This is a genomic window from Sphingosinicella sp. (assembly GCF_013911755.1).
GTDB lineage: Bacteria > Pseudomonadota > Alphaproteobacteria > Sphingomonadales > Sphingomonadaceae > Sphingosinicella.
This window is the reverse complement of sequence record NZ_JACESP010000002.1, coordinates 213,360-226,375: the sequence shown is the minus strand read 5'-3', so window position 1 is coordinate 226,375 and position 13,016 is coordinate 213,360. Positions and strand designations below refer to the sequence as shown.

Below are 13,016 nucleotides of genomic sequence, written 5' to 3'. Positions count from 1 at the left end.
GACTTCCTTTGGGGTGATGGCTGATGCCTAAACTAACCGTCGACGGCATCGAGGTCGAAGTCCCCGCCGGAGCCACCGTGCTTCAGGCGTGCGAGGCTGCGGGCAAGGAAATCCCGCGCTTCTGCTATCACGAGCGGCTTTCGATCGCGGGCAACTGCCGCATGTGCCTCGTCGAGGTGAAGCCGGGGCCGCCGAAGCCACAGGCCTCGTGCGCGCTTCCCGCCGCCGAAGGGCAGGAAATCCGCACCGACAGCGCCCTGGTGAAGAAGGCGCGCGAAGGGGTGATGGAGTTCCTGCTCATCAACCACCCGCTCGATTGCCCGATCTGCGATCAGGGCGGCGAGTGCGACCTGCAGGACCAGTCGGTAGCCTACGGCCGCGGGCGTACGCGCTACACGGAGAACAAGCGCGCCGTCACCGAGAAGTACATGGGGCCGATCATCAAGACGGCCATGACGCGCTGCATCCACTGCACGCGTTGCGTGCGTTTCGCCGAGGAAGTGGCGGGCACCGACGAGCTCGGCGCGCTCTACCGCGGCGAGAACATGCAGATCACCTCCTACCTCGAACAGGCGGTGAAGTCGGAGCTTTCGGGCAACGTCATCGATCTCTGCCCCGTCGGCGCACTCACCTCGAAACCCTATGCGTTCGAGGCGCGGCCGTGGGAGCTGACGAAGACGAGCGGCATCTGCGTGATGGACGCGGTGGGCACCAACATCCGCATCGATGCGCGCGGCCCCGCCGTGCTGCGCGTGCTGCCGCGCGTCAACGACGACGTGAACGAGGAGTGGGCGTCCGACAAGACGCGCTACGCGCCGCTCGGCCTTTGCAAGCGCCGCCTCGATCAGCCCTATGTGCGCCGCGGCGGCAAGCTGGAGCCGGCGACGTGGGCGGAAGCCTTCAACGCCGTGAAAACCGGCCTCTCCGACCTCGGCGGCAACCAGATCGGCGCGGTCGCGGGCGAACTGCTCGACGTCGAATCGATGGTCGCACTCAAGGACCTGATGAAGTCGCTCGGTTCGGACCGCTTCGAATGCCGGACGGACGGCATGGCGCTGCCCGTCGGCGGCGCGGGGGCTTACCGCTTCAACACCGGTATCGCCGGGATCGAGGATGCTGACGTCGTGCTCCTCGTCGGCGCGAATCCGCGCTGGGATGCGCCGCTCGTCAACACGCGCCTGCGCAAGGCGGTCGTCAAGAAGGGCGCCAAGGTCTTCAACGTCGGCCCGGAGGTCGATCTCACCTATCCGGTCACGCAGCTCGGCGACGGCGCGTCCGTCCTCGGCAAGCTGCCGAAGGTGGCGGCTGACGCGCTGAAGAGCGCGACGAAGCCCGCGATCATCGTCGGCGCGGCAGCGCTCACGCGCGGCGACGCGCCTGCGATCCTCGCCGCGCTCGGCAAGATCGCCAAGGCCGCGAAGATGAACGCAGAGGGTTTCAACGTTCTCCACACCGCCGCCTCGCGGGTCGGCGGTCTCGACATCGGCTTCACGCACGAAGGCGGCATCGCCGAAGTGCTCGGCGGCGGTCTGAAAGCGCTCATCGTCCACGGCGCGGACGAGATCGGCACCGATCTTGAGGGTGTCTTCAAGGTCTATATCGGCCACCACGGCGATCTCGGCGCACGCGGCGCCGATGTCATCCTGCCCTCGGCGAGCTTCGCCGAGAAAGACGGCACCTACGTCAACATGGAAGGTCGCGTTCAGCACGCCTACCGCGCCGTGTTCGCGCCGGGCGACGCCCGTGAAGACTGGGCGATCCTCCGGGCGCTTTCCGAAGTGCTTGGCAATAAGCTGCCCTACGACAGCTTCGCGGCGCTCCGCGCGCGCATCGCCGCCGAATGGCCGCACCTCGCCGAGGAAGGCATTGCGCCGGCCTCCGGCGAGATCGACTTCGGCACCGGCGGTGAGTTCGACGCCGCACCGATCGGCCGTTTCATCCACGATTTCTACCTGACGAACGCCATCGCGCGCGCGTCCGAGGTGATGCAGGCCTGCTCGGCGACGCTGCTGCATGGCCAGCCGGTTCTGGAGGCGGCGGAATAATGACGGCGTTCTTTCAGGATCTGATCGGGCCGAACCTCGGCTATCTGGTCGCCACGCTCATCCTCATCCTGCTCATCGCGCTGCCGGTGATGGTTGCGGTCGCTTTCGCGGTCTATGCGGACCGCAAGATCTGGGCGGCGATGCAGCTGCGGCGCGGCCCGAACGTGGTCGGCCCGTGGGGTCTGTTGCAGAGCTTTGCCGACGGCGCGAAGGTGTTCCTCAAGGAAACCATCATCCCGTCGGGCGCCAACAAGGGCGTGTTCCTGCTTGCGCCTATGATCACCTTTACGCTCGCGCTGATCGGCTGGGCGGTGATCCCGTTCGATGCGGGCGCGGTGCTTGCCGACATCAACGTCGGCATCCTCTATCTGTTCGCGGTCTCGTCGCTGGGCGTCTACGGCATCATCATGTCGGGCTGGGCGTCGAACTCGAAATACCCGTTCCTCGGCGGCCTCCGTTCGGCGGCGCAGATGGTGTCCTACGAAGTCTCGCTCGGCCTCGTCATCATCAACGTCGTGCTCTACGCCTCGTCATTCAATCTCAGCGACATCGTGATGAGCCAGCAGAGCAACATCCTGTTTCTGAACGGCAATATCTTCAATCCGCTGCTCTTCCCGATGGGCGTCGTGTTCTTCATCTCGGCGCTCGCCGAAACGAACCGCCCGCCGTTCGACCTTCCTGAAGCGGAAGCCGAACTCGTCGCGGGTTATCAGGTCGAATATTCGTCGATGAGCTTCGCGCTGTTCTGGCTCGGCGAGTACGCGAACATCCTGCTGATGTGCGCGATGACCTCGGTCCTCTTCCTCGGCGGCTGGCTGCCCCCGGTGGACTGGGCGCCGCTCTACGTGATCCCGGGCTTCATCTGGTTCCTTGCGAAGATGGCGTTCGTGTTCTTCCTCTTCGCCTGGGTAAAGGCGACCGTGCCACGGTATCGCTACGACCAGCTGATGCGCTTGGGATGGAAGGTATTCCTGCCGCTGTCGCTCTTCTGGGTGTTCCTGGTGTCCGGGTGGCTGATGTTCTTCACAGACAGGTTTGCGTCATGACCGCCATATTCCGCGCCGCCAAATCGATGCTGCTGCTGGAGTTCGTCCAGGGCATGGCGCTTACGCTCAAGTACATGTTCAAGCCGAAGGCGACGCTGAACTACCCCTTTGAAAAGGGGCCGATCAGTCCGCGTTTCCGGGGCGAGCACGCGCTGCGCCGCTATCCGAACGGCGAGGAGCGTTGCATCGCGTGCAAGCTGTGCGAGGCGGTGTGCCCGGCGCTCGCGATCACGATCGAGGCCGAGCCCCGCGAGGACGGCTCGCGCCGCACCACGCGCTACGACATCGACATGACCAAGTGCATCTACTGCGGCTTCTGTCAGGAAGCCTGCCCGGTGGACGCCATCGTCGAAGGGCCGAACTTCGAGTTCGCAACCGAAACGCGCGAAGAGCTGATCTACGACAAGGCGAAGCTGCTCGCGAACGGCGAGCAGTGGGAAGCGGCGATCGCCGCCAACCTTGCGGCGGACGCGCAGTGGCGATAACCCGCCGCAGGCAAAAGAGGGGCAAGTCGAAACCGTGATCGAGGCTATCATCTTCTACATGCTCGCAGGCATTATCGTCCTGTCGGCAACGGCGGTGATTTTCGCCCGCAACCCGGTGCACAGCGTGCTCTGGCTGATCCTGGCGTTCTTCAACGCCGCCGGCCTGTTCCTGCTGCTCGGCGCCGAGTTCATCGCGATGATCCTCGTGATCGTCTACGTCGGCGCCGTCGCGGTGCTGTTCCTGTTCGTCGTCATGATGCTCGACATCGACTTTTCCGAGCTGCGCGTGGGCTTCTCGCGCTACATGCCGTTCGGGCTGATGCTCGCGGGCGTGCTGCTTGCCGAACTCGTGATCGCCGGCACGGCCTGGACGCTCGGCGCGGGCGCGCAGGGGGTTGCCGCGGCGCCGCTTTCGGCAGCGGGTGACGTCACCAACACAGAGGCGCTCGGCGCGCTCATCTACACGAAATACGTCTACATCTTCCAGGCGGCAGGCATGGTTCTGCTCACCGCGATGATCGGCGCGATCGTGCTCACGCACCGCCAGCGCACGGGCGTCAGGAAGCAGAGCATTGCGCGCCAGAACGCCGTGCGGCCCGAAGAGGCGGTCGATGTTGTCAGCGTGCCCGTGGGCGAGGGGGTGAAACTCAAATGATCGGCATCACCCACTATCTCACCGTCGCGGCGATCCTCTTCGTCCTCGGCGTGCTCGGCATCTTTCTCAATCGGAAGAACGTCATCATCATCCTGATGTCGATCGAGCTGATCCTGCTTGCCGTGAACATCAACCTCGTGGCGTTCTCGGCATTCCTCGGCGATCTCGTGGGCCAGGTGTTCGCGATGTTCGTGCTCACCGTCGCGGCGGGCGAGGCGGCCATCGGCCTTGCCATTCTGGTGATCTACTTCCGCAACCGCGGCACCATCGCGGTCGACGACATCAACATGATGAAGGGCTGAGCGGGCGTGCTTCATACCATCGTATTCCTGCCGCTGCTCACGGCGATCATTGCCGGTCTCGGCAACCGCATGCTCGGCAACACGCTCGCCAAGGCGATCACCACGGGCGGGCTGTTCCTGGCCTGCGCGCTGTCGTGGGCGATCTTCATTCCCGTGCTCTCCGGCGTGCCCGTCGAGGGCCAGCCGGTCATGGAATGGTTCCGCTCGGGCGGCCTCGTCGTCGACTGGTCGCTCCGGCTCGACACGCTCACCGCCGTGATGCTCGTCGTGGTGACGACGGTTTCCGCGCTCGTGCACCTCTATTCGTGGGGGTACATGGCGGAGGATCCCGATCAGCCGCGCTTCTTCGCGTATCTGTCGCTGTTCACCTTCGCCATGCTGATGCTGGTGACGGCGGACAATCTCGTGCAGATGTTCTTCGGCTGGGAAGGCGTCGGCCTCGCGTCGTACCTGCTCATCGGCTTCTGGTATCAGAAGCCGTCCGCGAACGCCGCGGCGATCAAGGCGTTCGTCGTCAACCGCGTCGGCGATTTCGGCTTCTCGCTCGGCATCTTTGGGGTGTTCATGGTGTTCGGCACAACGGACATCGCGACCATTCTCGAAGCCGCGCCGAACTTCGCGGGCAGCAGCTTCGAATTCCTCGGCGCGCAGGTCGATACGCTGACCGCGCTTTGCCTGCTGCTGTTCATCGGCGCGATGGGCAAGTCGGCGCAGCTCGGCCTCCACACCTGGCTGCCGGATGCGATGGAAGGCCCGACGCCGGTTTCCGCGCTCATCCACGCCGCCACGATGGTGACGGCGGGCGTGTTCATGGTCTGCCGCCTGTCGCCGCTTTTCGAAACGAGCGAAATCGCGCTCAGCGTCGTCACCTATGTGGGCGCGGCGACGGCGCTGTTCGCGGCCACCGTCGGCACCACGCAGCACGATATCAAGCGCGTCATCGCCTATTCGACCTGCTCGCAGCTCGGCTACATGTTCTTCGCCGCAGGCGTGGGCGCGTACGGCGCGGCGATGTTCCACCTGTTCACGCACGCCTTCTTCAAGGCGCTGCTGTTCCTCGGTGCAGGCAGCGTGATCCACGCGATGCACCACGAGCAGGACATGCGCTACTACGGCGGCCTTCGTAAGCACATCCCGCTCACCTTCTGGGCGATGACGATCGGCACGCTCGCCATCACCGGCGTCGGCATCATCGGCGTCTTCGGTTTCGCAGGCTTCTATTCGAAGGATGCGATCATCGAGAGCGCCTTCGCGGCGGGCACGCAGCCGGGCTACGTCGCCTACGGCGTCGGTGTCTTCGCGGCGCTGCTCACCAGCTTCTATTCGTGGCGCCTCGTGTTCCTCACCTTCTTCGGCAAGCCGCGCTGGTCGCAGAGCGAGCATATCCAACACGCGGCGCACGGCGATCACGGGCATGACCATGCGCATGACGATCATCATGCTCCGGCCCATGCCCATGCCCACGATGACGGCACGCTCGGCTATCATCCGCACGAAAGCCCGGCGAGCATGCTCATCCCGCTCGGCGTCCTGTCGCTCGGCGCAGTGTTTGCGGGCTTCCTCTTCCACCACGCGTTCATTGACGCGGAGGGCGGCGTCGCGTTCTGGAAGGGCGCTTTGGCGTTCGACGCGCACCTCGCGCACGCTTCGCATGAAGTGCCGCTGTGGGTGAAGCTGTCGCCCGCCGCCGTCATGCTGCTCGGCCTGTTCATCGCGTGGAACAACTACATCCGCGATCCGGGCGCGCCCGCGCGCTTCGTCGCGATGTTCCGCGGGCTCCACGCGTTCCTCTTCAACAAGTGGTACTTCGACGAGCTGTACGATGTGATCTTCGTGCGCCCGGCGAAGTGGCTTGGCCGCTTCCTGTGGAAGAAGGGTGACGAGGGCACCATCGACCGCTTCGGCCCGAACGGCCTTGCTGGTCTGGTGATGGGCGGCGCAGGCGTCGCGCGGCGGCTGCAGACCGGCTACCTCTACACTTACGCGTTCGTGATGCTGATCGGCCTCGCCGCCGCGGCAGCGTGGTTCCTCCCGAAGATGCTGGGCGGCGAATAATGGGCTTTCCGATCCTTTCCCTGATGATCCTGCTGCCGCTCGCGGCGGCGACGCTGCTGCTGTTCGTCCCCGGCGACGAAAACGCGCGGGCGAATACGGCGCGCTGGGCGGCGCTCGGCGTCACGCTCGCCGAACTCGTGCTCGGCATCATCCTGTGGGCGCGCTTCGATGTGGGCTCGGCGAGCTTCCAGTATGCCGAAAGCCTGCCGCTGTTCGAGCCGTACTTCTCGTGGTCGCTCGGCATCGACGGCATCAGCCTCGTGCTCATCGCGCTCAGCGTGTTCCTGATGCCGATCTGCATCCTCGCGTCGTGGACCTCGATCGAAAAGCGCGTGCCGGAATACATGGCGGCGTTCCTGCTCATGGAAGCGCTGATGATCGGCGTCTTCGCGGCGACCGACCTGTTCCTGTTCTACGTCTTCTTCGAAGGCGGCCTGATCCCGATGTATCTCATCATCGGCATCTGGGGCGGCAAGGACCGCATCTACGCGAGCTACAAGTTCTTCCTCTACACGCTGCTCGGCTCGGTGCTGATGCTGCTCGCCATGCTCTATATGGCGAGCGTCGCGGGCACGACCTCGATCCCGCAGCTGCTCACCTACGACTTCGATCCGCATGTGCAGACATGGCTGTGGCTGGCCTTCTTCGCGAGCTTCGCCGTGAAGATGCCGATGTGGCCGGTGCACACCTGGCTGCCCGACGCGCACGTGCAGGCGCCGACAGCGGGCTCGGTGATCCTGGCGGGCGTGCTCCTGAAGATGGGCGGCTACGGCTTCATCCGCTTCTCGCTGCCGATGTTCCCGGCGGCCTCGGCGGAGCTGATGTGGATCGTCTTCGCGCTGTCGATGATCGCGGTCGTCGTCACGTCGCTTATCGCGCTTGCGCAGTCCGACATGAAGAAGCTGATCGCTTACTCGTCGGTCGCGCACATGGCGTTCGTCACCGTCGGCCTTTTCGGCTTCAACCAGCAGGCGATCGAAGGGTCGATCGTCGTGATGCTCAGCCACGGCCTCGTCTCGGGCGCGCTCTTCCTGTGCGTCGGCGTCGTCTACGACCGGCTGCACACGCGCGACATCGATGCCTACGGCGGGGTCGCCACGATCATGCCGCGCTATGCGATCCTGTTCATGCTGTTCACGATGGCGTCGGTCGGCCTTCCGGGCACCAGCGGTTTCATCGGCGAGTTCCTCGTGATGATGGGCGCGTTCCGCACGTCCACCTTCGCGACCGCCGTGATCTGCACGGGTATCATCCTTGGCGCGGCTTACATGCTCTATCTCTACCGCAAGGTAATGTTCGGCGAGGCAACGAAGGACGAAGTGCGCGCAATGCCGGACCTCTCGTTCCGCGAAATCCTCTGCCTCGCGCCGATCGCGGTGTTCGTGCTTTGGATGGGTGTCGCGCCGAACGTGTTCATCGATCCCGTGCGCGCGCCCGTGGCGGCGATCGTCGCCCGGCTTGAGCCGACCGCGCCGCACCAGCAGACCGTTGCGGTCGTGAAGCAGGCCGCGGCCAAACCCCAAACCTCGGCGGAGACCCACTGATGCAGCCGCTCGCGCAATCGCTCGGCATCGCCGCACCGGAAATCGTCCTCGCGCTCGGTGCCATGTTGCTGCTGATGGTCGGGACGTTCCGCGGCGACCGCAGCCTCGGCCTGATCTCGTGGCTCGCCGTCGTCATCTATGCCGTCGCCGGTGTATTCATGATGGACGATTCCCCGCGCGCGTTCGCCTTCGACGGTCTCTACGTCGCGGACCTGTTTTCGGATTACCTGAAAGTCGTGGTTTACGGCGCGGCCGCCGTCTGCACCGTGATCGCGATTCCGTATCTGCGCCGCGCGCATTCGGACAAGTTCGAGTACCCCGTGCTGCTCATGCTCGGCGCGCTCGGCATGGGCATGATGGTTTCGGCGAACGACCTGCTGTCGCTCTACGTCGGCCTCGAGCTGCAAAGCCTCGCCGCCTACGTGCTCGCCGCGTTCCACCGCAGCGAAGCGAAGTCCTCCGAAGCCGGCCTCAAGTATTTCGTGCTCGGCGCGCTGGCGAGCGGCATCCTGCTGTACGGCATCAGCCTCATCTACGGCTTCGTCGGCAGCACGAACTTCGTGGCGCTCGGCACGCAGCTTGAAGGCGAGGCCTCGATCGGCATCGTCTTTGGGCTCGTCTTCATCTTCTCGGGGCTCGCGTTCAAGATCAGCGCCGTGCCGTTCCACATGTGGACGCCCGACGTTTACGAGGGCGCGCCGACGCCGGTCGCCGCCTTCTTCGCCTCCGCTCCGAAGGTGGCCGCGATGGGTCTCCTCGTGCGTGTCGCGATCGAAGGTTTCGGCGGGCTTGCCGACGAATGGCGCCAGATCATCGCCTTCGCCGCGGTCGCCTCGATGATCCTCGGCGCCGTCGGCGCCATCGGACAGACCAGCATCAAGCGCCTGCTCGCTTACTCGTCGATCAACAACGTCGGCTTCGCGCTCATCGGCCTCGCGGCAGGCACGGAAGCCGGTATCGCGGGCGTGCTCTTCTACATGGGCATCTATGCCGCGATGACGATCGGCTCGTTCCTCGTCGTCCTCGCGCTCCGCGACCCGGACGGCACGCCTGTTGACGACATGGCGCGCCTCGCGGGCCTTTCGAAAACGCGTCCCGGCCTTGCCGCCGCGCTTGCCGTGTTCATGTTCAGCCTTGCCGGCATCCCGCCAATGCTCGGCTTCTGGCCGAAGTTCAGCGTCTTCAATGCCGCCATTGCGTCCGAGATGTATGTGCTCGCAGTGATCGGCGTCGTTACGTCGGTGGTCGGCGCCTATTACTACCTGCGCGTCGTCAAGCTCGCGTACTTCGACGAGCCGGTGGGCACGCTCGCGCCGGGCGACAGCCGCGTGAACGGTGTCGTGCTGACGGCGGCGGCGGTGTTCTGCTCGCCGCTCGGGATGCTCGCCATCGCGCCGCTCGTGGCGTGGGCGACGGCGGCGGCGCGCATTATCGTCACCGGATGAGTTTCCGCATCATCGATCTTGCCGAAACCGGCAGCACGAACGACTGGATCGCCGATAACCCGGAAGACGGGCTCTGGGTCCGCGCCGACCGGCAGACGGCAGGGCGCGGCCGCCGCGCGCGGGCGTGGACGTCCGACATCGGCAATGTCTTCACCAGCACCTTCGCCGCGCCGCAGCCGGGGGAAGGGGCCGCGCAGCAGCTCTCGTTCGTCGCGGCGAACGCGCTGCTCGATACCGTCGCCCGCTGGGTGCCACGCGGACGCCTATCGCTCAAATGGCCGAACGACCTGCTGCTGGACGGCGTGAAGGTCGCGGGCATCCTGCTCGAAGGCCACGCGCAGGGCGTCATCATCGGCATCGGCGTCAACCTCGCGCACTTCCCCGAGGGCACCGACCGCCCAGCGACGAGCCTCGCCGCAGCAGGCATCGTGCCACCCTCCGCGCGGGAGGCATGCCAAACGCTCGCCGAAGCCTTCGCCGCGCACCGCCGCCGCTGGCGCGAGGATGGATTCGCCGCCACGCGCGCCGACTGGCTCAGTGCTGCCGCCGGCATCGGCAAGCCCATCGTCGCCCGACTCGGGAACGCCGACATCACCGGGACGTTTGAAGGTCTGGCGGAGGACGGCGCGCTGCTTCTGCGCTTGCCGGACGGGACGTTACGCCCCATCCACGCGGGCGAAGTGTTCACATTGGGAGATCAGGCCTGATGCTGCTCGCGATTGATGTCGGCAATACCAATACGATGTTCGCGGTGGTGGACGACGGCGAGATCGTCCACCGGTGGCGCATATCCACGCAGGCGTCGCGCACGTCCGACGAATACATGGTCTGGCTCACCCAGCTCATGGAGATTGACGGCGTCGACCGCCACAAGGTCCACCGCGTGGTGATCTCCACCGTTGTCCCGACCACGCTCTTCAATCTCGAACGCATGGCGCGGCGCGGCTTCGGCATTGATCCGCTGGTCGTGACCAAGGATCTCGATCTCGGCGTCGGCATCGAGGTCGCGCACCCCGAGCAGGTGGGCATGGACCGCCTCGTGAACTGCGTCGCCGTGGGCGATCGTCACGAAGGTGATTTCATCATCATCGATTTCGGCACCGCGACGACATTCGACATCTTCGTCGGCAATGCCTATACGGGCGGCATCATCGCGCCCGGCATCAACCTGTCGGCGGAGGCGCTTTACGTCGCCGCCGCGCAATTGCCGCGTGTTGCCGTTGCGCCGCCGAAGGGCGGCAAGGCGAAAGGCTACGACACGGTGTCCGCCATGCAGTCGGGCATCTTCTTCGGTTATCTCGCGATGATCGAGGGGTTGGTCGCCCGCCTGAAGGCGGAGGCCGCGGGGCCGATGAAAGTTCTGGCAACGGGCGGCCTTGCCGTCCTGTTCGAGCCCTACACCAGCGTGATCGATGTCGTGGACGTCGATCTCACGGTGCGCGGCCTTACGATTATCGATGAAAGGAACAGGCGTTGAAGCCTGGAAAAGAACTGATCTTCCTGCCGCTCGGCGGCTCGGGCGAGATCGGCATGAACGTCAATCTCTACGGCTGCAACGGCAAGTGGATCATGGTCGATCTGGGCATGACCTTCGCCGATCCGAATCTGCCGGGCATCGAACTGGTGCTCCCGGACCTGTCGTTCATCGAGGACCGGCAGAAGGATCTGCTCGGCATCGTGCTCACCCACGGCCACGAGGATCACATCGGCGCGATCCCCTATCTCGTCGGTGATTTCGACGTGCCGCTGTTCGCGACGCCGTTCACCGCGGGCCTCATCCGCAAGAAGCTGATCGAAGAGGGCATCGAGCGCGATGTCGAGCTGAACGTCGTGCCGCTCGAAGGCGAGGTCAACCTTGGCCCGTTCAAGTGCCGCTATGTGCCGCTCGCGCATTCCATCCCCGAGGGCAACGCGCTCCTCATCGAAACGCCCTACGGCAAGATATTCCACACCGGTGACTGGAAGCTCGATGAAGCGCCCGTGCTCGGCGTGCCGTCCACGGCGGAAGAACTCACCGCGCTCGGCGACGAGGGCATCCTCGCGCTCGTCGGCGATTCCACCAACGTCTTCAATCCCGAAGCGTCGGGCAGCGAAACCGGCGTCCGCGAAGGCCTCGACAAGGTGATCGCGGGGCACAAGGGCAGGGTGCTGGTCACCACCTTCGCGTCGAATGCCGCGCGGCTCCACACGCTCGGCGAGGTTGCGAAGGACACCGGCCGCCAGATCTGCGTCGTCGGCCGCTCGCTCGACCGCATCCTCGAAGTCTCGAAGAGCGTTGGCTACCTCACCGATTTTCCGCGCACGATTTCGCAGGAAGAGGCGATGAAGGTGCCGCGCGACAAGCTGCTCATCGTCTCGACGGGCGCCCAGGGCGAGGCGCGCGCCGCACTCTCGCGCATCGCGGACGGCGACCATCCCTATATCAAGCTCGAACGCGGCGACCTCGTCGTCTATTCGTCGAAGCAGATTCCCGGCAACGAGATTTCAATCGGCCGCGTACAGAACGCGCTCGCCGCGAAGGGCATCGAGATCATCACGGACCGGCAGGCGCATGTCCACGTTTCCGGGCATCCGGGTATCCCGGAGCTGGAGGCGATGTACGGCTGGATTCGGCCGCAAATCTCCATCCCCGTCCACGGTGAGCGCCGCCATATGGAAGAGCACGCGCGCCTTGCCCGCCGCGTCGGTGTGCCGGAAGCGGTCGTGCCCGTGAACGGCAGCGCCATCCGCCTTGCGCCCGGCAAACCGCAGATCATCAGTCACGAGCCCGTCGGGCGTCTCGTCCTCGACGGCGACGTGATCCTGCCCGCCGACGGCGCGACGATGCTCGCGCGCCGCCGCATGATGCACAACGGTCTCATCGCGGTGTTCGTGGTACTCGACGGCAAGGGCCGCCTGCTCGCGCCGCCGCAGGTGCAGTCGCACGGCGTGCCGGTGGAAGACGACCGCGACGAATTTCTCGACGACTGCGTCTCCGCTGCCAGCGAAGCCGTCGCGAAGACGCGTGGCAAGACCGAAGAGGCGCTTGCCGAGGCGATCCGCGTCGCCGTACGCCGTACGGCGCGGGACTGGACGGGCAAGAAGCCGATCACCGAGGTAACGATCACAAGGGTGAAGGGCTGATGGGCTGGGGGTCGATACTCGCGATCTATCTTCTGATCTGGACGGTCACGCTGTTCGCGGTTCTCCCGTTCGGTGTCCGCACGGCCGACGAAGCCGGCGAGAACAAGGTAAGGGGTCAGGCCGACAGCGCGCCCGCGCACCCGATGCTCGCCAAGAAGCTGCTCTGGACGACGCTCATTTCGGCCGTCCTGATGGCCGGCGTCTGGTGGCTGGGTGAAGCGGGCTACCTCGACTTCATGCCGAACTAAGCTGGGCGCCGCGTGCGCGAACAGCGTTTTACTTTACGTCCATCATTCCGAGCGAAGTCGGGGGACGC

At 65.3% G+C, this 13,016-nt stretch carries 12 protein-coding genes; all 12 read left to right on the top strand.

Annotation, left to right across the window (positions count from 1 at the left end; all coding sequences use genetic code 11):
- Positions 1-23: 23 nt before the first annotated feature.
- The 12 genes from nuoG to H2052_RS02770 are packed head-to-tail and all read left to right on the top strand — an operon-like array spanning position 24 to position 12,948.
- Positions 24-2,045 (top strand): NADH-quinone oxidoreductase subunit NuoG, encoded by a 2,022-nt coding sequence (nuoG, locus tag H2052_RS02825; protein WP_293777807.1) that lies wholly within the window; start codon positions 24-26, stop codon positions 2,043-2,045.
- Complete coding sequence (gene nuoH / locus H2052_RS02820; RefSeq protein ID WP_293777804.1) at positions 2,045-3,091, top strand: NADH-quinone oxidoreductase subunit NuoH; 1,047 nt, start codon at positions 2,045-2,047, stop codon at positions 3,089-3,091. The genes nuoG and nuoH overlap by 1 nt, the downstream gene beginning before the upstream one ends.
- Positions 3,088-3,576 carry an NADH-quinone oxidoreductase subunit NuoI gene (gene nuoI / locus H2052_RS02815; protein ID WP_293777801.1) on the top strand — a complete coding sequence of 163 codons (489 nt, stop codon included), beginning with the start codon at positions 3,088-3,090 and terminating at the stop codon, positions 3,574-3,576. Before nuoH ends, nuoI begins: the two co-directional genes overlap by 4 nt.
- A 34-nt stretch (positions 3,577-3,610) precedes the next feature.
- Entirely contained in the window at positions 3,611-4,231 is a 621-nt protein-coding gene (locus tag H2052_RS02810; RefSeq protein ID WP_293777799.1) for an NADH-quinone oxidoreductase subunit J, read from the top strand.
- Positions 4,228-4,533 (top strand): NADH-quinone oxidoreductase subunit NuoK, encoded by a 306-nt coding sequence (gene nuoK / locus H2052_RS02805; RefSeq protein ID WP_293777797.1) that lies wholly within the window; start codon positions 4,228-4,230, stop codon positions 4,531-4,533. The genes H2052_RS02810 and nuoK overlap by 4 nt, the downstream gene beginning before the upstream one ends.
- 6 nt (positions 4,534-4,539) lie before the next feature.
- The gene (gene nuoL / locus H2052_RS02800; RefSeq protein WP_293777795.1) at positions 4,540-6,588 is read left to right on the top strand and encodes an NADH-quinone oxidoreductase subunit L; all 2,049 of its coding nucleotides are present in this window, start codon (positions 4,540-4,542) and stop codon (positions 6,586-6,588) included.
- Positions 6,588-8,132, top strand: coding sequence for an NADH-quinone oxidoreductase subunit M (locus H2052_RS02795; protein WP_293777792.1), 1,545 nt, complete (start codon positions 6,588-6,590; stop codon positions 8,130-8,132). Before nuoL ends, H2052_RS02795 begins: the two co-directional genes overlap by 1 nt.
- On the top strand, positions 8,132-9,577 hold the full coding sequence (gene nuoN, locus H2052_RS02790) for an NADH-quinone oxidoreductase subunit NuoN (protein ID WP_293777789.1): 1,446 nt from the start codon (positions 8,132-8,134) through the stop codon (positions 9,575-9,577). The genes H2052_RS02795 and nuoN overlap by 1 nt, the downstream gene beginning before the upstream one ends.
- A complete protein-coding gene (locus tag H2052_RS02785; RefSeq protein ID WP_293777786.1) occupies positions 9,574-10,284 on the top strand; it encodes a biotin--[acetyl-CoA-carboxylase] ligase in 711 nt (236 codons plus the stop codon). The genes nuoN and H2052_RS02785 overlap by 4 nt, the downstream gene beginning before the upstream one ends.
- The gene (locus H2052_RS02780; protein ID WP_293777783.1) at positions 10,284-11,054 is read left to right on the top strand and encodes a type III pantothenate kinase; all 771 of its coding nucleotides are present in this window, start codon (positions 10,284-10,286) and stop codon (positions 11,052-11,054) included. The genes H2052_RS02785 and H2052_RS02780 overlap by 1 nt, the downstream gene beginning before the upstream one ends.
- A complete protein-coding gene (locus H2052_RS02775) occupies positions 11,051-12,700 on the top strand; it encodes a ribonuclease J (RefSeq protein WP_293777781.1) in 1,650 nt (549 codons plus the stop codon). The genes H2052_RS02780 and H2052_RS02775 overlap by 4 nt, the downstream gene beginning before the upstream one ends.
- A complete protein-coding gene (locus tag H2052_RS02770) occupies positions 12,700-12,948 on the top strand; it encodes a DUF1467 family protein (protein WP_293777779.1) in 249 nt (82 codons plus the stop codon). Before H2052_RS02775 ends, H2052_RS02770 begins: the two co-directional genes overlap by 1 nt.
- The last annotated feature ends 68 nt before the right edge of the window (positions 12,949-13,016 follow it).